At 56.7% G+C, this 21,739-nt stretch carries 18 protein-coding genes; 15 read left to right on the top strand and 3 right to left on the bottom strand.

Translation table 11 applies throughout. The annotated features are described in order from the left end of the window. Positions 1-299 precede the first annotated feature (299 nt). On the bottom strand, positions 300-878 hold the full coding sequence (locus tag DQX05_RS26535; RefSeq protein WP_119796309.1) for a GNAT family N-acetyltransferase: 579 nt from the start codon (positions 876-878) through the stop codon (positions 300-302). A gap of 248 nt (positions 879-1,126) precedes the next feature. Between DQX05_RS26535 and DQX05_RS26530 the strand changes: the two genes are divergently transcribed. Continuing rightward, on the top strand, positions 1,127-2,344 hold the full coding sequence (locus tag DQX05_RS26530; RefSeq protein ID WP_119796308.1) for a multidrug effflux MFS transporter: 1,218 nt from the start codon (positions 1,127-1,129) through the stop codon (positions 2,342-2,344). A gap of 275 nt (positions 2,345-2,619) precedes the next feature. Here DQX05_RS26530 and DQX05_RS32590 read toward each other — a convergent pair whose 3' ends face one another. After that, complete coding sequence (locus tag DQX05_RS32590) at positions 2,620-2,829, bottom strand: amidase (RefSeq protein WP_259392245.1); 210 nt, start codon at positions 2,827-2,829, stop codon at positions 2,620-2,622. Positions 2,830-3,003: 174 nt separating this feature from the next. Here DQX05_RS32590 and DQX05_RS31145 point away from each other — a divergent pair, with 174 nt between their 5' ends. The 12 genes from DQX05_RS31145 to DQX05_RS26465 all read left to right on the top strand — a co-directional run bounded on the left by DQX05_RS31145 (position 3,004) and on the right by DQX05_RS26465 (position 18,469). Continuing rightward, positions 3,004-3,144, top strand: a complete 141-nt coding sequence (locus tag DQX05_RS31145) for a hypothetical protein (protein WP_182914913.1) — start codon at positions 3,004-3,006, stop codon at positions 3,142-3,144. 72 nt (positions 3,145-3,216) lie between these two features. Continuing rightward, complete coding sequence (locus DQX05_RS26520; protein WP_119796307.1) at positions 3,217-3,462, top strand: hypothetical protein; 246 nt, start codon at positions 3,217-3,219, stop codon at positions 3,460-3,462. Further along, entirely contained in the window at positions 3,463-5,193 is a 1,731-nt protein-coding gene (locus DQX05_RS26515; protein WP_119796306.1) for an ABC transporter ATP-binding protein, read from the top strand. After that, positions 5,187-7,028 carry an ABC transporter ATP-binding protein gene (locus DQX05_RS26510; protein ID WP_119796305.1) on the top strand — a complete coding sequence of 614 codons (1,842 nt, stop codon included), beginning with the start codon at positions 5,187-5,189 and terminating at the stop codon, positions 7,026-7,028. The genes DQX05_RS26515 and DQX05_RS26510 overlap by 7 nt, the downstream gene beginning before the upstream one ends. A 182-nt stretch (positions 7,029-7,210) precedes the next feature. After that, positions 7,211-7,588 carry a hypothetical protein gene (locus tag DQX05_RS26505; RefSeq protein WP_147385234.1) on the top strand — a complete coding sequence of 126 codons (378 nt, stop codon included), beginning with the start codon at positions 7,211-7,213 and terminating at the stop codon, positions 7,586-7,588. 317 nt (positions 7,589-7,905) lie between these two features. After that, the gene (locus DQX05_RS26495; protein WP_147385233.1) at positions 7,906-8,934 is read left to right on the top strand and encodes an aminotransferase-like domain-containing protein; all 1,029 of its coding nucleotides are present in this window, start codon (positions 7,906-7,908) and stop codon (positions 8,932-8,934) included. Positions 8,935-9,170: 236 nt separating this feature from the next. After that, positions 9,171-9,989 (top strand): MIP/aquaporin family protein, encoded by an 819-nt coding sequence (locus tag DQX05_RS26490; protein ID WP_119796301.1) that lies wholly within the window; start codon positions 9,171-9,173, stop codon positions 9,987-9,989. A gap of 54 nt (positions 9,990-10,043) precedes the next feature. Then, positions 10,044-11,534, top strand: a complete 1,491-nt coding sequence (gene glpK, locus DQX05_RS26485; protein WP_119796300.1) for a glycerol kinase GlpK — start codon at positions 10,044-10,046, stop codon at positions 11,532-11,534. A 270-nt stretch (positions 11,535-11,804) separates the two neighbouring features. Further along, positions 11,805-13,487, top strand: a complete 1,683-nt coding sequence (locus DQX05_RS26480; protein WP_119796299.1) for a glycerol-3-phosphate dehydrogenase/oxidase — start codon at positions 11,805-11,807, stop codon at positions 13,485-13,487. A gap of 1,090 nt (positions 13,488-14,577) precedes the next feature. Continuing rightward, positions 14,578-15,312 carry an MBL fold metallo-hydrolase gene (locus DQX05_RS26475; protein ID WP_119796298.1) on the top strand — a complete coding sequence of 245 codons (735 nt, stop codon included), beginning with the start codon at positions 14,578-14,580 and terminating at the stop codon, positions 15,310-15,312. Then, on the top strand, positions 15,293-15,868 hold the full coding sequence (locus DQX05_RS26470; RefSeq protein WP_119796297.1) for a TetR/AcrR family transcriptional regulator: 576 nt from the start codon (positions 15,293-15,295) through the stop codon (positions 15,866-15,868). The genes DQX05_RS26475 and DQX05_RS26470 overlap by 20 nt, the downstream gene beginning before the upstream one ends. Before the next feature lie 288 nt (positions 15,869-16,156). Beyond that, a complete protein-coding gene (locus tag DQX05_RS26465; RefSeq protein WP_119796296.1) occupies positions 16,157-18,469 on the top strand; it encodes an ATP-dependent DNA helicase in 2,313 nt (770 codons plus the stop codon). A 70-nt stretch (positions 18,470-18,539) separates the two neighbouring features. On the opposite strand, the gene DQX05_RS26460 is transcribed toward DQX05_RS26465, so the two are convergent. Beyond that, positions 18,540-19,247, bottom strand: coding sequence for an SGNH/GDSL hydrolase family protein (locus DQX05_RS26460; RefSeq protein WP_119796295.1), 708 nt, complete (start codon positions 19,245-19,247; stop codon positions 18,540-18,542). 270 nt (positions 19,248-19,517) lie between these two features. Here DQX05_RS26460 and DQX05_RS26455 point away from each other — a divergent pair, with 270 nt between their 5' ends. Beyond that, positions 19,518-20,129 (top strand): DUF1836 domain-containing protein, encoded by a 612-nt coding sequence (locus tag DQX05_RS26455; RefSeq protein ID WP_119796294.1) that lies wholly within the window; start codon positions 19,518-19,520, stop codon positions 20,127-20,129. A gap of 71 nt (positions 20,130-20,200) precedes the next feature. After that, positions 20,201-21,301, top strand: a complete 1,101-nt coding sequence (locus tag DQX05_RS26450; protein WP_119796293.1) for an AI-2E family transporter — start codon at positions 20,201-20,203, stop codon at positions 21,299-21,301. Positions 21,302-21,739: the final 438 nt, after the last annotated feature.

Here is a 21,739-nt window from a genome sequence, read left to right as displayed (position 1 = left end):
CAACAAGTTACCTCGAACAACCGAACAAAGCAGCAGATGAGCAAACTAATCAACAAGTTAGATCGAACACCCGGACAGGCAGCAAATGAGCACACCGAACCAACAAGTTACCTCGAACAACCGAACAAGCACCAGATAAGCAATGGAATCAACGGATACATCGAAACAAGCGAATAAACGGCATATGAACAACCGACCCAACCAGTCATATCGACCAGTCGAGAAAGGCGGCATATCGAACGATAGAGGAAAAACCAACAAAACGCATTTACTGGCCCGCAGCGCAAAGAAAAACACCCTTAGCGGGTGTTCTGTATGTTATTGCGGGGGAGCTCCTTCTCGAACAGCAGATAGCCCTTCGAGATCTCGCCTTGAAAAGTGTAGCCCGCCGCGCGGTAGAAGGCGTTCAAGGCCGGAACATCCGCCCTGCAGTCCAGGCGGAGCCGCCGCTTACCCGGGAAGCGGATGCCGGTCTCGACCCAGTGGAGCACCGCATGTCCCAGCTGGCTGCCTGCGAAGGCGCGGTCGATCGCCAGGCGATGCAAATAAATGGACTCGCCATGGCCCGCTTCGCCCTTGTCGCCCAGACTGCTCCATAGCTCCCTGTCCCAGGCGCTTGGCTGCTGAAGCAGGATGATGACGGCGGCCGGGTCACTGCCGCGCTTGAAGACGAATACGTCTCCCTTGGCGATGGAGTCTGCCATCCCGTGAACATCAACGCCCTGCAGCAGCTCATTCCATTGCGTTGAGCCTTTGCTGTGCAGCCAGGCGGCTGTGCGGTGCAGCAAGGACATAATTGCTTCGGTATCCGCGGTCTCGGCTTGCGATACGTAGATATCGTCCTGAACCCGTTCCTCGGTGATTCGGAATGCTTTCATGTATGGCTGTCCCTCCAATCGTTCTATTCATTATTTATATTTTTTTCGCCACGAAGTTCCCGGGTTCCTGCTGCTCACGATCGGTTGGAGCGCCCGCCAGAGCGGCCGATAACCGTTCCTCCGCCAGACGGGGCTCAAGAATACAATGGATTCTATATGCAAAATATGAAATATTCAAGTCTTGATTCCCTTACAAGTTGTAACTATAATTGTTACAATTGCAATTTTATTGAGAAAGGTTGTCATACATGAATCCTGGAACAAATCTGAATACTTCCGTGGCGGCGGCTCCGCACAAGCGGAGACTCGCGATCGCGATCGTGCTCGGCTCGATGACGGCGATCGGACCGCTATCGATTGATATGTATTTGCCGTCGCTGCCGATGCTCGCCGCCGATCTGCAGGCAAGCACCTCCTTGACCCAGCTCAGCCTGACCGCGTGCCTGCTTGGCCTGGCCCTCGGCCAATTGGTCATGGGGCCGCTCAGTGACGCGCGGGGCCGCCGCGGCCCTCTGCTGGTGTCCTTGACGGTGTACGCCATCGTCTCTTTCTTGTGCGCTATCGTTCCTTCGATGTGGGGCTTGATCGCCCTGCGCTTCCTGCAGGGCATGGCCGGCGCAGGCGGGATCGTCATCGCGCGGGCAATGGTGCGCGATCTGTATTCCGGATCGGAGCTGACGAAGTTTTTCTCGCTGCTCATGCTCATTAATGGACTGGCGCCGATCGCCGCCCCAATCATCGGCAGCCAGCTGCTCAAATATACGTCATGGCATGGCGTATTCACGGTGCTCGGTGCACTGGGCCTGCTTATGATCGCTGCGGCTTACTTCGGGCTGGCGGAGACGCATCCGCAGGATCGGCGCTCGTCCGGCGGCGTCAGGACGACCTTGTCCACCTTCGGGGGACTGGCGAAGGATAAGGAATTTATGGGATATGCCTGCACGCAGGGGCTGGTCTCTGCCGCCATGTTCAGCTATATCTCCGGTTCGCCGTTCGTGCTGCAAAATATTTATGGCGCATCGCCCCAAGCGTTCAGCCTGTTCTTTGCGCTCAACGGGTTCGGCCTTATCGTGGCCACCCAGATTACGGGACGGCTGGCTGCGCGCTATGGCGAGATGCGGCTGTTCATCGCGGGGCTGTTCCTGTCCTGCGGCGGGGGCCTCGCGCTTCTTGTCGCGATTCTGCTGCACGGGCCGCTCTGGTCGGTTCTGCTTCCGCTCTTCGTGTCGGTATCCAGCACAGGGGTAGTCAATACCGCCGGCTTCTCCCTCGCGATGCAGAACCAGGGCAAGACGGCCGGCAGCGCCTCGGCCATGCTCGGCTTGCTGCCCTTCATCGCCGGCTCGGCGGCGGCGCCGCTCGTTGGTATCGCAGGAAGCGACACAGCCGTGCCGATGGGCATCGTCATCGCCTGCTGCGGGCTTGGGGCGGCCGGCTGCTACCGGCTGCTGATTCGCCGCGGTTAATTATTCATCCCCGGTCCATCGTTGGACCGGGGATGTTGCGCATGCAGGGGATCATACTCAGGAACTGCAAGTTCCGGAGATGATTCGGTCCCGCTTGACATAATAGCCGCCCAGCTCGCTCTGCTCATACGTAGAGCCGGATCGGATCAGGCGTTACTCCCGGTGATGATTGGCGATGAGCTGCAATCCGACCGGAAGCCGCTCCTGCTCTGCAATGCCGCAAGGCAGAGTGAGGGCCGGCATCCCGGTCATATTGAAAATCTTCGTATAACGGGTCATCGCATCGAAGATGTTTTCGGTATAGGAGCCGAACGTGAGGGAGCGACCCCAATGCGGCGCGGCGGAATCGGGAGCGTCGGCGCGGCCAGCACGTCGACCTGCTTGAATATCCAGGTGAACGCCTTCGTATACTCTTCCTTCCTGTGCAGCGCGGTAATGTACTGGAGGGACGTACTTTCGAGCGACGATTCCAGTATCGTACGCACGTCGGCCCCCATTTCCGCCAGACAGCGGTAGCCCGAACAGCATCCCGGCCTTCTTGCTGCGGTTCCATTTGTTCTCCAGACGCTTCGCCTTCCGCAGCGCGTGTTCCTTCGTGACCGTAATATAGGCGTTGTATACCGAGTCGCAATTTTTGATTTCTCTTACATAGCAGGCCCATGAAGGACATCAGCAGCCACTGTGCCCCGGATACGCCGAAGGCGTCCATCATGCGGCTGGTCAAGCGGGGTACGATGGCCCCGCCGCTACCGCCGGCGGTCGTTGGTCCAATCCTCCAACTGCATCAAGTGAAAATCTAACCCAATCATATGCAATCCTTCACATATTGGCGAGCTAAATTCCGGATCTATGCTAGAATGAATTAAACCTAAGTGCACAACTTGTGCCCGGACACGGCTGTGCGGCATGCGGGCATCATCCTGCGCCCGGTATGGCGGCTTCATCGGGATCGGAAGGTGTTGGCAGGCCTCGGTGAAGGCCTGTCAGTTGCTGCGATGGAAGCGCTTCGCCGGCAGACGGGATACCGAATAATCGATTTATCTCCGGGCGAGGGACAGGTTCAGGACTGCCTTGCGCAGCATGGCGGTTCCGCCCTGGCTTGGGGAAGGAGAGTGTGAATGAGGAGAATACTATCATTTCTTCGGCCCTATCGGGGACCGTTGAGCTTCGCGCTGGCGCTCATGCTGATGGAGCTAGCCGTGGATTTGTGGCTCCCGCTTGTCATGGCTCGAATTATTAATGAAGGGATTGTCGCCCATCATCTTCCCGCGGTTGTGAAGTGGGGAGGGCTGATGGGCGGCTTGGCGCTGTTCGGCTTCGTATGCGGCATCGTCAACTCGTACTATGCGGCGCATGTCAGCCAGAACTTCGGCTATGACATCCGGAAGCACCTGTTCGGGAAGATTCAGTCCTTCTCGTTTGCCAATTTCAGCCGCTTCCCGACGGCGACGCTGATTACGCGGGTGACGTCGGACGTGACGACGATGCAGAACGTCGTGTTCATGGGATTGCGCATCATGATGAGGGCGCCGCTGATGATGATTGGCGGCCTCGTGATGGCGCTGCTGGTCAACTTCAGGCTGGCGCTGATTCTGGCCGTCGTCACGCCGGTGCTGTTCATCTTGCTCGTCTGGCTGATGAACAAGGCGTTCCTGCTGTTCCGCTCGGTCCAGGACCGTCTGGACCGGGTAAATGGGGTGCTGCGGGAGAACCTGTTCGGCATGCGGCTCATCAAGGCGTTCGTGCGAGACAAGCATGAAGTCGAACGGTTCGAGGAGGCGAACGGGCAGCTGATGGATCGGACGGTCGCCGCGCTGCGCCTGATAGAGTTCACAGTTCCGCTCCTCCTGGTGCTGATGAACGGCAGCATTCTGTTCGTGCTGTGGTATGGCGGGCTAGGCGTACAGAGCGGCAGCACCGACCTCGGCGAAGTCGTGGCGATCGTCAATTACACGACACGGATTACGGGAGCACTGTCGATGGTCTCCATGATTATGATGAATCTGTCGCGCGCCAAGGCGTCCGCCCAGCGGATAACCGAGGTGCTGCAGAGCGAGGTGGATGTGACGGATGCGGCCGATGCCGATCCGGATGCGGCGATTAGCGAAGGCCGCGTAGAATTCCAGCACGTCACCTTCCGCTATCCGGATACCGAGGCCCCTGTGCTGCAGGACGTGTCGTTCACGGTGCGGCCGGGGGAGACGATAGCGATAATGGGCGCGACCGGCTCCGGGAAATCATCCCTGTTCCAGCTGATTCCCCGGCTGTACGATGTCAGCAAGGGACGCGTCCTGCTGGACGGGATGGATGTTCGTTCTATGACGATGGATCAGCTCCGCCGCCACATTGGTTATGTGCCGCAGGAGGTCATGCTGTTCAGCGGCACGGTGCAGGACAATATCCGCTGGGGCAAGCAGGATGCCACCGATAATGAGGTCCGGGAGGCGGCACAACGCGCCCAGATTCATGAGACGATTATGAAGCTTCCCCGCCAATATGACACGATGCTCGGGCAGAAGGGGATCAATCTGTCCGGCGGACAGAAGCAGCGGCTGTCGATTGCCCGCGCGCTGATCCGGAAGCCGAAGCTGCTCCTGCTGGATGACAGCACGAGCGCGCTGGATGTGAAGACCGAGGCCCGGCTGCTGGAGGCATTGGGGGCTTCTCCTTGCACGACATTGATTATTACGCAGAAAATCAGCACGGCCCTCCAGGCGGATGCCGTTATTCTTGTCGATGACGGACGCATATTGGATCAGGGAAGCCATGACGATCTGATGCGCCGCAGCGACCTGTATCGGCGCATCGTGCAGTCCCAGTTCGAGCGAGGGGAGGGGATTCCATGCTGAGGCTGAAGCTGCCGGAGAAGCCCGGCATGGCTGCTGCCGACCGGGCCGGAGGCGGAGCGGCGGCCGGCGGCCCTTCGAAGAAGAAGCCGCGGGCCAAGGACTGGTCAGGCACGCTGATCCGCATATGGCGTTACATGTCCGGCCACACAGGATTGCTGGCCCTTATTTTCCTTATGGTATTGCTGACGTCCGGGCTTGGCTTGCTCGGTCCCTTCCTGGTCGGGTATGCGATCGACCATTATATCAAGACGCAGGAAGGCGGCAACTTCCTGCTGCTCCTCGTCCTGCTCGGCGTCGTGTACTTGCTGTATTCGGCCGCTCTCTTCCTGCAGAACTACTGGATGATCGGCGTGGCGCAGAAGGCGGTCTACGCCATGCGCTCCGATCTGTTCGGGAAGCTCCACACGCTGCCGGTCCAGTTCTATACGAAGCGGCAGCATGGCGAGCTGATGAGCCGGATTACGAACGATATCGACAATGTGAGCCAGACGCTGAACAGCTCGTTCATTCAGCTGTCCTCCAGCATTCTGACCTTCGTCGGCATGCTAACGCTTATGCTGTGGCTGAGCCCGCTGCTGACGCTGATCACGTTGACAATCGTGCCGCTTATGTTCCTCGGCATGAGATGGATTACGCGGCGGACCGGACGCTTCTTCAAGGAGCAGCAGCGCAATCTCGGGGATATTAACGGTTTCATCGAGGAGACATTCTCGGGGCAGAAGATCGTGAAGAGCTTCTCGCAGGAGCAGAAGGTCATTCAGGAGTTCGCCGAGAAGAGCGAACGCTTGAAGGCTTCCGGGTACTGGGCCCAGACATATTCGGGCTTCATTCCGAAGCTGATGAACGTGCTGAACAATATGAGCTTCGCCATCATCGCCGGAGCGGGCGGCGTGCTGGCGATCCAGGGGCTCATCTCGATCGGGGTCATCGTGACCTTCTCCGAGTACGCGCGGCAATTCACCCGGCCGCTGAACGATCTGGCGAACCAGTTCAATACGTTTCTGTCCGCCATTGCCGGGGCCGAGCGGGTATTTGAAGTGCTGGAGGAGCGCGAGGAGGGACAGGATGAGCGGGATGCGATCCGGCTGGAGCGGGTGCGAGGCGAGATCGAGTTCGTGGATGTCTCGTTCGCCTACGAGAAGGAAGGTCGCACCTTGAGGGACGTCTCCTTCCGGGCGGAGCCTGGCCAGGCGATTGCCCTGGTCGGACCGACCGGAGCGGGCAAGACGACGATTACCCAACTGCTCAGCCGCTTCTATGACTATGACAGCGGCCAGATCTATCTTGACGGCGTCGAGCTGTCCACCATAGACCGCAAAAATCTGCGCAGCCATATGGGCTTCGTACTGCAGGATTCCTTCCTGTTCCAGGGCACCATTCGCGACAATATCCGCTATGGGCGGCTGGACGCCGCCGACGAGGAGGTCGAGCAGGCCGCGCGGCTGGCGAATGCCCATTCATTCATTATGAAGCTGCCGCAGGGGTACGAGACGGAGCTGAGCCAGGACGGCAGCGGCATCAGTCAGGGCCAAAAGCAGCTGTTGTCGATCGCGCGGGCGGTGCTGGCGGATCCGGCGATTCTCATCCTGGACGAAGCGACCAGCAGCATCGACACGATTACGGAGATGAAGATACAGGAGGCGCTGTACCGGCTGATGGAGGGGCGAACGAGCATCGTCATCGCGCACCGCCTCAATACGATTCAGCAGGCGGACTGCATCCTCGTGCTGGAGGACGGATGCATCATCGAGCAGGGAAGCCACGACTCGCTGCTGCGGCAGCAGGGCTTCTACCACGGCTTGGTGCAGAGCCAGTTCCGGCGGCAATCGGGATAGTCGCCGCTGTTTCACCGACTTTCCTATCCTTATGCAAGGGAGGTCCTGTCACTCGACATGAATTCAACAATCGCGATTCGGTTGGCTATCATTATTATCGCGTGCTACTCGATTGTCACCATCGTGGATTTTATCGAAAAAGACAGGTACGAGGAATAACGGAGTCTCGGATTCGGGATATCGTGGCGGCCGAGGAAATCACAGTATTGGTGGAGAAGCGGTTAAATGACCGGGAGAAACCGGCCGCTCTTATCTTTTTTGAAAAAGGAATCTATATCGGTTCATATAGTATCTACAACAGAAACGGGAAAACAGAGTATGCCAAGACGCTGACCACACATAAAAGAAGAGAGAAGCCGGTAGAGGTGATCGGTGCTCATGGGAGATTTTCCTATGTAATGCTCAAGGTCAATGATGACCGCATACGGGAAAACATGAGCAGAATCGTAGTTACGTTTGATGATGAGGCGGAGATCGCCACAGAAGCAAGCCCTCATCGCAGCAGTTATATTATCGTCTACGATCCGCCCGAAGGGGGCCGACTAGCGAACAGAAGCTGAGACATTCGGATTAATGACTCAGATGGGGAGCAGCTGTTCCATTCGGATTGATAAGCACAGCGGCAATAGGGGGCAGGAAGATGTTCGAGCGGGGATGGCCTCAAATCGTCAGAATCTTACGAGGCGGCGCATGATGCGGTCCGGGCGTTGAACAAGACGTACACGGAGCTGAGCAGTACCCGTATCCCGGGGCTTCTCCCCGGGATTGCAACAGAATAATTAAAGGCGCAGCCGCAGATGGCCGAGAATGCGGAAGGTTATGACTTTGCCGCCTCCGCGCCCAATGTGCGGCAGTTTCCGTATGTTCATTTTCAGCATTGCATCAATCAGGCGATCCATCTGTATCAGGAGGAATTGTTCGTATACGGCACGCCGAACGGGCTGCCGTCTCTCATACGGGCGGTGCGGCCCAACTGGAGTCGTATCAGGTCTTTGCGAACGAGCGTAATATCGCCATTACGTCCGGAATGCAGCAGGCGCTGGCGCTGCTGAATGCGATGCCTTTGCCGAACGGGAAGACGAAGGTCGTCGTCGAGCAGCCCGGATATCATCTGTTCCTGGCGCATCTGAAGCTTCACAACACGCCGGCCCTCGGCGTGGAGCGGACGGCACGGGGAGTCAACCTTGCTCGTCTGGAGGCGTTGTTCAAGCGAGAGGATGTCCGCTATTTTTACACGATGCCCCGCTTCCACAATCCGTTGGGGACCTCATTGAGCAATGCCGACAAGCAGCGGATTGTCGAGCTGGCCAACCGGTACGACGTCTATATTATCGAGGACGATTATTTGGCTGATTTCGAGCAGGATGCGGGTCAGATGCCGATGTACTACGACGATACGAATCAGCGGGTCATCTACTTGAAAAGCTACTCCAAAATCATGCTCCCCGGGCTTCGCGTCGGGGTCGCCGTGCTGCCGGATGCGCTTGTCGGCGCCTTTCAGCAGCACAAGCGGACTACCGATTTCGACAGCTCGATGATCTCTCAAGCCGCCCTGGAGCTCTATATTACGAGCGGCATGTTCCAGCGGCATCGCGACGAGGTGAGGGAATCGTATATCAGCAACTCGAGACGGCTGTATACTTCCTTAAGCAAGCATGCCGAGCCGTTCCTGAAGCCGGGGACGTTCGTGCATCCCGCGTCTGTCTGCATGAAGGCTCATATCGTGCTGCCGAACCGGATCACGCAAGCTTCGGCAGCGGCATGTCTATGTGGGGGACATGAAGGAGCATTATCTGGAGAGCTACTACCCCGAGAAAATCATGAAATTGAATGTCTCCAAAGTGGCGGAGGAACGGATCGAGGAGGGCGTCGCGCTCTGATTACCGATGAATTGAGCCGGGCCTAGCATGGTCCTGGAACGAAAAATGTGCCTAAAATGTGAAAAAACCATTTGACACCGCTTCCAAAATAGAATAAACTGTGAACTAAGTTAATGATGTTGCGGAGACATGGAGATCTACTTGCAGACACGCTGATTGCTCTCTAAATTTGGAGAGTTATCGCGTGGATGGATAGGTAGGTCTTTTTTGCGTTCCCGTCGAATAATGCTATTTATTGACTCAAAATCAAGGGGGACTTGGGATGTCAGCATTTTTGGGGGAACTGATTGGGACGATGATTTTGATTGCGCTAGGAGGAGGTGTATGCGCGGGCGTATCCTTGAAGCGTTCCTATGCGGCGAATTCGGGCTGGATCGTCATCGCGATGGGCTGGGGGCTGGCCGTCGCGATGGCGGCCTATGCGGTCGGTCCGATCAGCGGGGCGCATCTGAATCCGGCGCTGACGGTAGGAATGGCTCTGATTGGGACATTTCCTTGGGCGGATGTGCCCGCCTATATCGCGGCGCAGCTTCTCGGCGCCATGGCGGGAGCCGCCCTCGTGTATTTGCATTATTTGCCGCACTGGAAGTTGACGGAGGACGCGGCTGCCAAGCTGGGCGTATTTGCGACAGGGCCGGCAGTTCCGCATCTTTTTGGTAATCTGATGAGTGAGATCATTGGGACATTCATTCTCGTGCTCGGCATTTTGGCGATTGGCGCTAATGAGCTTACCGCCGGGATCGGCCCGTTCATTGTTGGCTTTCTTATTGTCAGCATCGGCTTGTCGCTGGGCGGAACGACCGGGTACGCGATCAATCCCGCGCGCGACCTCGGCCCCAGAATTATGCATATGCTGCTTCCCATTCCAGGCAAAGGCGGTTCCAATTGGGGATATGCCTGGGTCCCTGTCGCAGGCCCGATGATTGGGGGCGCGTTGGGCGGGCTATTCTACAAAACGGTGTTCCTCGGGCAAGCGGACACCCTCATCTGGGTCGTATCCGGGATCGTTCTCGTCATCTTGGTCATCGCATTGCTCACTTCCCGGCGAGGCGGCAAAGTATCCACGCGCGCAAGAGGATAGGGGCTTCAGTGCAGACCATGGTGCAGTTAATTATATGAAGTGGAGGAATCGGTAATGGAGAAGTATATTTTATCGATTGATCAGGGGACGACCAGTTCCAGGGCGATTTTGTTCAACAGATCCGGTGAAATTATTCATATGGCCAAAAAAGAGTTTACGCAAATTTTCCCTGAACCGGGGTGGGTAGAGCATAACGCGCAGGAGATCTGGGGAACCGTGCTCGCCGTCATTGCGACTTGTCTGATTGAATCGGGCGTGAAGCCGATCCAGATCGCCGGCATCGGCATTACGAATCAGCGCGAGACGGCCGTCGTCTGGGATAAGGAGTCAGGCCGCCCAATCTATAATGCGATCGTATGGCAATCACGGCAGACGAAGGCGATCTGCGACGAACTCCAAGCGGCGGGACATAGCGAGCTGTTCCGCGCCAAGACCGGGCTGCTGATCGATTCTTATTTTTCCGGTACGAAGGTGAAGTGGATACTTGATCATGTTCCGGGCGCCCGAGAGAGAGCGGAACGCGGGGAGCTGCTGTTCGGCACGATCGATACGTGGCTGATCTGGAAGCTGACCGACGGGGAAGCGCATGTGACGGACTACAGCAACGCGTCCCGTACGCTGATGTACAACATCTATGAACTGAAATGGGACGATGAGCTGCTGGAGATTCTGGACATTCCGAAGCAGATGCTGCCTGAGGTGCGCTCATCCTCCGAGATCTACGGAGAGACGGCCGACTATCATTTCTTCGGCGAGCGGGTTCCGATTGCCGGCATCGCCGGAGACCAGCAGGCCGCCCTGTTCGGGCAAGCCTGCTTCACCCCGGGAATGGCCAAAAACACTTACGGAACCGGGTGCTTCATGCTTATGAATACAGGCGAGCAGGCCGTACAATCCTCTCATGGATTGCTGACGACGATTGCGTGGGGTATCGACGGCAAGGTGGAATATGCGCTTGAAGGCAGCGTATTCGTGGCCGGTTCTGCGATACAGTGGCTGCGCGATGGCCTGCGCATGTTCAAAGATGCTGCCGACAGCGAGCAATATGCGAGCCGCGTCGATTCGACCGATGGCGTATACGTCGTGCCGGCTTTCGTCGGGCTAGGGACGCCATATTGGGACAGCGAAGTGAAGGGCGCCGTCTTCGGCTTGACGCGCGGCACGTCGAAGGAACATCTGATTCGGGCGACGCTGGAGTCTCTCGCGTATCAGACGCTGGATGTGCTTCAGGCGATGGAGGCGGATTCTTCAATTGAATTGACGACGCTGCGCGTGGACGGGGGAGCGGTGCACAATAATTTCCTGATGCAGTTCCAGAGCGATATGCTGGGCGTGCCGGTGGAACGACCGCAAGTCAGCGAGACGACCGCGCTGGGAGCAGCCTATCTGGCCGGTCTTGCGGTCGGCTACTGGGAGAGCTGTGAGGAGATTTCCTCGCTCTGGAGCATCGAACGCGACTTCCGGCCGGCGCTGCCGAAGGAGCGGCGGGAAGCCTTGTACGAAGGATGGAAGACCGCCATTGCGGCTACCAAAGCATTCAAATAAGCCGGAACACCAGGGACAACGGATATGCTAGGGACACCGGGATTCCTGAGATCATGGCGAAGCCGTGGAATGATGGATCTCGGCCGGGAACTGAGCTATCGCGTGCAGGTAGGATTCAAGGGTATCATGACGCACAAGTTAATAAAATCATTCAGTTGGAGAACGTGGAGAACTGCAATCACATTACAGTCTATGGCTGTGATGTTGTTGCAGTTTTTTGTCGGATAGACAACCTATATTTTACAGTAACTGCAACGAGGAGGTTCACCTATGGCAACGACAATATTCTCTTCTGCACATCGCGAGCAGATCGCGCAGGCTATGGGCTTGGAGACGCTGGACGTTATTGTAATCGGCGGCGGCATTACTGGAGCGGGCATCGCGCTCGATGCGGCGACCCGCGGTTTGACGACGGCCTTGTTCGAGATGCAGGATTTCGCGGCCGGAACATCCAGCCGTTCGACGAAGTTGGTGCATGGCGGGCTCCGGTACTTGAAGCAGTTCGATATAAGCACGGTAGCCGAGGTCGGTAAGGAACGGGCCATCGTCTATGAGAACGGTCCTCATGTGACGACTCCGGAATGGATGCTGCTGCCGATTCACCGCGGCGGGACCTTCGGCAAGTTCAGCACAAGCATTGGCTTGCGCGTCTATGACTTCCTCGCCGGTGTCAAGCATAGCGAGCGCCGGCGCATGCTGTCCGGGCAGCAGACGATAGAGCGTGAACCGCTGCTGAAGCGAGAAGGCTTGCTGGGCGGCGGTTATTATGTGGAGTACCGGACGGATGATGCGCGCTTGACGATCGAAGTCATGAAGGAAGCCGTGCGTCACGGCGCGATGGCGCTCAACTATATGAAGGCCGACTCCTTCCTCTATCAAAATGGGAAGCTGCACGGCGTGCGCGTCGTGGATCAAGTGGACGGCAAGGAGTATGAGTTCTATGCCAAGACCATCATTAATGCGGCGGGCCCATGGGTGGATGAGCTTCGCGACCGGGATCATTCCAAGACGGGCAAGCATCTGCAATTGTCCAAAGGGGTGCATCTCGTCATCGACCAGACGAAGTTCCCGCTCAAGCAAGCGATCTATTTCGATACGTCCGACGGGCGGATGGTCTTCGCGATTCCGCGTGACGGCAAGACGTATGTCGGCACTACCGACACGTTCTACAAGGGCGATCCCGCCCATCCTGTCATGACCAAGGAAGACCGCGATTATATTATGGATGCTATCTCCTTCATGTTCCCGTCAGTGCGGCTGACCGCCGACGATATCGAATCGAGCTGGGCCGGGGTCAGACCGCTCATCTTTGAAGAAGGCAAGAGTGCCTCCGAGATCTCGCGCCGGGATGAAATCTGGCAGTCTCCTTCCGGTCTGATCACGATCGCAGGCGGCAAGCTGACCGGATACCGCAAGATGGCGGAGACGGTCGTCGATCTTGTCATGCAGCGGCTGTTGAAGGAAGACGGCCGCCCGTTCGTGCCGGTCAAGACGAAGCGGATGCCGATCTCGGGCGGCGATGTCGGCGGCTCTTCCTCCTTCCCGGGCTTCGTGGAGGCGAAGATGGAGGAGGGCGTCCGCCGCGGTCTGGATGCCGCGCTGGCCCAGCGGTGGGCTCGCATGTACGGCTCGAATGCGGACCGTCTCTTCGCGCTGGCGGAGCGGTATCGCGACCAAGCCGCATCCGGCGGCCTTCCACTCGAAGTCCTCGTTCCGCTCGCTTACGCGGTGGAGGAAGAGATGGCGCTCAGGCCGGCAGACTTTTTCATTCGAAGAACTGGCGCCCTGTTCTTCGACATCGAATGGGTCCGGCAATGGAAGCAGCCGGCCATCGAGTGGATGGCCGCTCACCTCGGCTGGACGCCGGAGCAACAGGCGAGCGGTGCCGCAGAGCTGGACCGCTTTCTGCATGAAGCGGTCATTCCGCAAGTGGAAGCGGCCGCGGATCAATGAGGGATCATATGGGGACGGGCAGGGGGACTTTGGGGAACCCGGGAACTCGGGGGAACCCAGAGGAACTCGAAGAAACTTAGGGGAACCAAGGAAAATCAGGGGAACCTGCGAACTCAGGGGAAACCCGGGATGACCTAGGGAAACCATGGGGCATAAATGGAAATCCAGGGGAACTCGGGATATCCAGGGAAACCAAGGGGATAGGGGGATCGGCGGACGTATCCGGGGACCGCGAGATCCCCCGACTACCCCAAGGTGCATCGAACGGCCCGGAAACGACGAGGCAAAGCTGTAAAAGTGCAGTATTTGCAGGTCGGCGTCTCTGCCGTGAACGGAATGCTGCAAAAGTGCAGGAATTTCGACCTTATCGACTGAAAAGTAGACAAAATAGGGAAAAAAGCTGTAATTTTACAGGAATTGCATCGAAAATATGACTATCCGGCGTAAATTGATGCAGCTATGCAGGATTTTTACTTAACTGGGGCAATCGGACGTGCTGAAACGTCTGAAGTAACCGGACTAGCCGAACGTTACACTACCCAAACTAGATAAATAACTAAATTGACTACATTAACTGACGAACTAAACTAGCTGAAAAGATGGACTCTGAGTAACTTACTAACTGAACCAACCGAACTTACTGAATTAACTGAACCAACTAAACCAACTAAACCAACTAACTCAACTATGCTAACCAACCTATGCTAACCAAACTAAGCTAACCAAACTAAGCTACCAAACCAAACTAACCAAATTAAACTAACCAAACAAACTAAACCAACTGGCCCCCTGGACTAATTGAACCTCCGGGCGAACCTGTCCAGCCGGATAGATCAGGGCAACCTCGCCAAGTCGAACAATGGAAGCCATGCCGGTGCGCAGCGTCAAGTTATACCCGTGAAGGGTGTTTCTTTCTTGTTCGGCCTTGCATGAATCCCACCGTTCAAAGCCTGCAATGCCTCACTAATGTCACTTCCCGGAGAAGGCATTTTACTCAAAATATATGAGGAGGAAAAATAAATAATTGCATAAACTAATACCATTAGTTATTATACTAATATAATTAGTTAAGCAATCGGAGGTGATCGCCATGCGCGTAACCCGCCATGAGCATGTCTATCAATTAACGTGGTTCCCGGGACTATTCCCTGTAAATGTTTATCTGGTCGAAGAAGAGAAGGAGCTCACCTTGATCGATGCTGGGCTGCCCCTTAGTCTGAAGGGCATCCTGAGAACGGCCGCGAAGCTGGGCAAGCCGATTACCCGGATCGTCTTGACGCATGCCCATGACGACCATGTCGGTTCACTGGATGCGTTGAAGGGGGCCTTGCCGCAAGCCGAGGTATCTATCTCGCAGCGGGATGCCAAGCTGCTGCGCGGCGACCGCTCGCTGGAGCCGGGGGAGCCCGAGACGCCGATTCGCGGCGGGGTGCCGGCTTCGGTCAAGACGGTGCCGGATCGGCTGCTGCGCGATGGCGATCGCATCGGCTCCTTGCTTGCCGTCGCCGCGCCGGGACATACGCCAGGGCTGATGGCTTTCCTCGACACGCGCAGCCGAGCACTTATTGCCGGTGATGCCTTCCAAACGCAGGGCGGCGTGGCTGTGTCCGGGAAGTTGAAGCTGCGGTTCCCGTTCCCGGCGTTCGCCACCTGGAACTTGGGGGAATCGATTGCGAGCGCGCGCAAGCTGCGCGCATTGGAGCCGACCTTGCTGGCGGCCGGCCATGGGCCGATGCTGCCGCACCCAGCGGCAGCAATCGACAAGGCGATTCAAGAGGCAGAACATGTATGGAGGAATCAGCATCATGCCAAGGAAATCCATTGATCGATCACTAATTGTGCACACCGCCGCAGAGATTGCAGATGCGGACGGCCTCAGCCAAGTGACGCTGGCCGCGGTTGCGGAGCGGCTCGGCATCAAGTCGCCTTCGCTGTACAATCATGTTCAGGGGCTACCGGGGCTGCGCACCGGGCTGGCGTATTACGGCCTGCTGCAACTGAGAGAGTCGCTGGCGCGCGCGGCGGTCGGGAAATCGGGCGAGGCAGCCATCGACGCAATCGGGTTCGCATACGTCAACTTCGTCCGCCAGCATCCGGGAGTATACGAAGCGACGATATCGCCGCCTGATTTCAATAACCCGGATATTCAAGCCGCATCTGACTCGATATTAGAGCTGCTGCTCGATGTGCTTGGCGAATACAAGTATGAGCAGGCCGATGCCTTCCATGTCGTGCGCGGTCTGCGCAGCCTGCTGCATGGCTTCGCTACGCTCGAGATGAAACAGGGCTTCCGCATGGAGCTGGAGCGGGATGAGAGCTTGAAGCGGATGCTTCATACGTATGTGCGTGGGCTGGAAGCAGCAGGTCCGGGATTGAAGTGAGCTGCTCGTCCAGTTCGCTGAAGACGGGCTGCCTGAAGAAGAGCTGCCTGCAGAAAAACTGCAGAAGAGCTCGCTGCAGAAGGGCTTGCTGGAGACGGCTTTCTGCACGCCGCTGGATACAGGAGGACTAGCTGCAAGCGGCTGCAGGCGGCTGGGGGGGCTACGGGGGAGACGCGGCATCTGCCGCGCGATCGGGAACGCTGCGCATCCGGCACTGCGGCCTGAATTGCGTTATAATCGGGATAATGAGTTACAGATTCAGGCAATGACAGGAATCGGGAGAATGCGATGACGTATACGATACAATTATCCGTACGTTCGCTGGTAGAGCATGTGTTCCTGAGCGGCAGCATCGACAGCGGCTTCCGGGCCGCCAGCTCGATGACGGACGGGACGAAGGCCCATCAGCGGGTGCAGGGAAGCTACGGAGAGACGGACCAAAAGGAAGTGTATTTGCAGGCCGACATCCGGTACGGCGATCTGTGCTTCAAGATTGACGGCCGCTGTGACGGCCTGCTTCTGTCCGGCGAGGAGACGATAGACGAGATTAAGTCGACATCGGGGGATGTCAGCCTGATTACGGAGGATGCGCATCCCGTGCATTGGGCGCAGGCTTGCTGTTACGCCTATATGTATGCGAAGGAGCATGGCCGCGATCGGATGGCGGTGCAGCTGACCTATGTCCATGTCCGCACGGAAGAGGCGAAGCGATTCAAGCGGGAGCTGACCTTCGCCGAGCTGGAGGCCTTCGTGCTGGACGTTATCGGACGGTATGCGCCGTACGCGGCGATGCGGCGGGGACACGAGCAGCGGCGGCAGGAGAGCATCCGGGAGCTGCCGTTCCCGTTCGACACGTACCGGGCAGGGCAGCGGAAGCTGGCCGGCGCCGTATATACGTCGATCGCACAGGGAAGCGGCCTGTTCGCCATGGCGCCGACTGGCATCGGCAAGACGATGTCGACCTTGTACCCTGCGGTCAAGGCGATGGGAGAAGGGCTGATCCGGCGGATTCTCTATATTACGGCCAAGACGACGACGCGCGCGGCTGCCGAGGATGCCTGCGCGCGGCTGGCATCGAAGGGACTCTGCATGCAATCGGTTACGTTGACGGCCAAGGATAAGATCTGCTTCCAGGAGGAGACCCGCTGCCAGCCGGATTATTGCGAATATGCCGACGGCTATTATGACCGGATTAACGGCGCAATCATGGATATTTTGACACATGAGACGCAGATGACCCGTCCGGTCATTGAAGAGTACGCCCGCAAGCACCGGGTATGCCCGTTTGAATTTTCGCTCGATCTCGCGTATGCGGCTGATGCGGTCATTTGCGATTATAATTATGTGTTCGATCCGCGCGTCTCGATGAAGCGGTGGGCGGAAGAGCAGAAGAAGGAGACGGCGCTCCTGATCGATGAGGCGCATAATCTCGTCGACCGGGCGCGGGACATGTACTCGGCCGAGCTGGTCAAGTCCGCGTTCCTGCAGCTGAAGCGCGAGTTCAAGGGAGTGAATCGAGCGATCCACGACGCAGCCGATGCAGTGAATGCCTATTTCATCGCCTTGCGGAAGCGGTGTGCGGATCAGGGCAGCCTGATGGACATGGAGCTGCCCGAAGAGCTGCTGGCGCTGCTGGACGGATTCGTCGCTCAAGCCGAACCGGTGCTGCTGGGCGGCAGCAGCTCGCCGGCCCACACGATGCTTCTCGACGCCTATTTCGCCGCATCAACCTTCATCCGCATCGCGAAGATCTACGATGAGCGATTCACGACGTACGCCGAAGTCGAGCGCAATGAGGTTCGGATCAAGCTATTCTGTCTCGATCCGTCCTTCCTGCTCGCTCAGTCGGGCAAGCGGTACCGATCGATTGTCCGCTTCTCCGCGACCTTGACGCCGATGTCGTATTATATGGACCTGCTGGGCAGCAATCGGGAAAAGGACTACACGCTCTCCCTTCCTTCCCCGTTCGCCCAGGAGCAGTGGGATGTGCGGCTGCACCCGCTCTCGACCCGGTACCGGGATCGGGAACGGACGAAGCTGCCGCTCGTGCAGACGATTCGTCGCGTGGTCGAGGAGCGGAGCGGCAATTATTTGGTGTTCTTCCCTTCGTATCCGTACTTGCAGGAGGTGTACGAAGCCTTCCTGACGGAAGGAAGCCCGGTTGATACGTTGGTGCAGGAGGCGCGCATGACAGAGGAGGAACGGGAGCGGTTCCTGGATGCTTTCCAGCCGGATCGGGCAGGCACCCTGGTCGGGTTCGCCGTGCTCGGCGGCGTATTCTCGGAGGGGGTCGACTTGCAGGGAGACCGGCTGACAGGCGTCATCGTCGTTGGCGTCGGCCTGCCTCAGCTCGGCCTGGAGCGGAACATTATTCGGGAATACGTCAATCGTACGGGAAAAAACGGGTACAACTATGCCTATGTCTATCCCGGGATGAACAAGGTGCTGCAGGCCGGAGGAAGGCTGATCCGTTCGGAGCGGGATACCGGGACGCTGGTGCTGATCGACGACCGGTTCTTGCAGCCGCCCTACTGTCAGCTGCTGCCGCAGGAGTGGACGACTTACCGGCTTCCCGGCACGGATAAGCCGGATATCGAGTAAACCAAGCAAGCCGGGTGATCGCCTTGCATAGACGTTCATCCGGCTTATTTCCCGTGGTAAGCGATACATTTCATTTCAACAAATGGCAGTAACGGCTTTCCAAATAGCTCATCAGCTCCTGGGCAATCACCTGGTGGCCTTGCTCGTTCGGGTGAATTCCATCGGCGCACAGGTAGGTCCGGTAATCGAAGGCCCGCAGGAACGCGCCTCTCACGTCGATCCAGCGCGTATTCATCTCCTCTGCGACGCGGATGATAGCGGCATTGTAGCGTTCATGCCACCAATAAATCCGGCTGACACTGCCCAGCCAGGATAGGATGTTGGCGGCGGCGGAGTCGTCGTTCTTGCTGACCCACCGGAAATACCGATCCGCGTCCAGCGGCGGCAAGGACATCAGCACTGGAACGATCCCGTGGTCCTTCAAGGTGCGGATCATGTCCTTCAACGTCTGCGTGTAGCGCTCCAGATCCGTGTTCGGCTCATGAAAATCCCCAGGCTGCCGGGCGATCTTTTCCCAATCGAAGTCGCAATCATTGCCCCCGAATTCAAGCAGCACGATATCCGGGCGCCGGCTCAGGACATCCTGCTTCAGCTTCTCGGCTCCCTTCGTAATGACGCAGCCGAATCGCCCTGCGTTCGTCACGATCCCGTTCAGGCGGCGCTGAACGAGCTGCCCGAAGCTATCCGTCAGCTTCGCGTATCTGCCCTTCTCTTCATCGTACACGATCCCTTTCGCAATCGAATCGCCGTACAAGACGATATTGCATGGCTTTTCCATATCCAATCGAACCTCCCATGAAATAGTATCCGAATACCTTGCTTTATTTATGATGGCCGCGTGTCCGCGCATCGAATGAGCTAACGAAAGATGCCTATGTAGTAATGAAAACTACATCATGTTATATATGAATTATAACATGTGATTTGTAGAAGTAAATAGAAGAGTCTTTTGCATTGTAGCCTCTTGTCTTTTTCATATGGTAGTATGGAGAAATGAACGGGACAGCATCATTTCCGCTGGGCCCCCATGCATGAAGGAGAGGAAGACATGGAAGACGCAACCGCGAAGGAGCATATCGAAGCCTTGTACCGGGGCATCGCGGGCATGCCGGACATCGAGCCGGCGGAAATCCCGAAGCTCGATCTATATATGGACCAGGTCATCACGTTGTTCGAAAGCGTGCTGGAGCCGACGAAGCGGCATCCCGAGGACAAGCTGCTGACCAAGACGATGATCAACAATTACACCAAGGACAAACTGCTGCTTCCGGCGAAGAATAAGAAGTATTCTCCCGAGCATATCATTCAAATGGCGTTGATTTATCATTTGAAGCAGACGCTGTCCATCGGTGACATCAAAACGTTGTTCCAGGGCACGCTTCACCGGGAGGACGTGGACGGATGGAAGGTGTACGAGCAGTTCCTGCGGTTGAAGGAGGAGCAGGTTCCTCAGTTGGAGAGTGCCGTGTCGGCTCAGACCGAAGCGGTGGCTTCGGCCGGAGAGAACCAAGCCTTCACGCTGCTGGCCGTATTAACCTTTATTCATCAGGCGAATACGTATAAGCGTCTGGCCGAGAAGCTGATTGACGATCTGGAGAAGCGCATGGCGAAGGACAAGGACAAGGATAAAGACAAAGAGAAGAGCAAAAAGTCCTCTTGATTCGCTACTATACCGGCCTGCCGTCCGGAACATACGGCAACCTACACCACGAAGAAGTTCAGGAGGGAACGATGTTCAAGGATCGCAAAACATTGTACTATTTGGGCCTGTTCACCGCGGGTCTGCTGCTGTATAAGCTGGTGGACAATATTGGGGGCGTCCTGCAATTTTTCTCTACGCTGATGTCCATGATGACGCCTTTTTTCATTGCGTTTTTTATCGCTTATTTGCTCCGGCCGCTGGTCAACGCGCTGGAGGCGAGGCTGTTCTCCCGGCAGCGGCTGCGCAGGCTGTACAGCATTCTGATTGTCTATACGCTGTTCCTCGGGCTGATCTTCATCGTAATTACGGTCATCACCCCGAGAATTATTGACAGCGTAAGCACGCTGCTCGCGGGCTTGCCCCAATATATCGCGGGGACAGAGCAGTGGGTACGCGGCCACGTACTGGAGCAGGAATGGTTCGCCCAATCCGGAATCGATGCCAGAGTCGGGGAGTTCCTCTCGTCCGCTTCCAGCCAGATCAGCGAGTTCGTCCGGCTCATTCTGAACAATTTGCTGTCTGGTCTGCTGTCGATCACGACGACGCTGCTGAATCTCGTCATCGGCTTCATCGTCTCTATCTATCTGCTGAAGGACAAGGAAGCGATTGGCCGTGGCACGCAGAAGATTCTGGTCGCCCTGTTGGGACAGAGCCGGGCGGCATCGATAGTTGACTTCGTCAAACGAATTGATACGACCTTTTCTCAATACTTTGTGGGAGTCATTTTGGATGCGATGATTATCGGTTCTATCGTATTTGTGGGGCTGCTGATTCTACAATCGCCGTTTGCGCTGCTAGCCGCGCTCGTCGTGGGCGTCACGAATGTCATTCCTTATTTCGGACCGTTCATCGGCATGCTGTTTGTCGGTCTGATCACCTTGTTCGTATCCCCGATGCAGGCGCTGTGGAATGTGCTGTTTATATTCATTATCCAGCAGCTGGACGGCTATTATATCGGCCCGAAGGTCATCGGGAACAAGGTGGGCATTGGCCCGCTGTGGATTATTTTCGCGATTATTATCGGGGGCGGCTTCTTCGGGCTCATCGGGATGTTCATCGCGGTGCCTGTGGTGGCGGTCATCAAGACCGCGTTCGACTCCTATATCGAGCGCCGCTTGTCGTCGAAGTAATCCGGCTGTTCTTGCAGATGGGCTGCGGTTTCGCAAGCAGGATGAGTTGGGCTTCTATGCAGGTTCTTCAAACTGAGAGGTAGGATAGTTTTTCTAGGCAAAACGAGCTGGTCGAGGGTTTTCCAAGACAGGCTCGTTTTTTAGTTCGTTGATGCTTTTCGAACAGAATAGACACCGAAGCAAGCTATACTAAACTTGATAAGGCAACTGTTCCTTGACACTATCGTCCATGATTGTAATTGAACCGACGGGCCATCGGGTGGTCTTATTCTCCGCTTTTTAGACAAATACCCATTTTTTATAAATAATATACTCCTTGAAGAAAAAATAATTAATCGATCCTTGATATTTACATTGATTGGGATTGGTGATAATATAAGGTTGAATGATACATACGATCTCTTTATTACCTCTAAATTCAAACACTTATAAAATCCC

The sequence above is a fragment of the Paenibacillus thiaminolyticus genome (genome assembly GCF_003591545.1).
Classification (GTDB): domain Bacteria; phylum Bacillota; class Bacilli; order Paenibacillales; family Paenibacillaceae; genus Paenibacillus_B; species Paenibacillus_B thiaminolyticus_A.
This window is presented reverse-complemented; position numbering and strand designations above follow the sequence as displayed.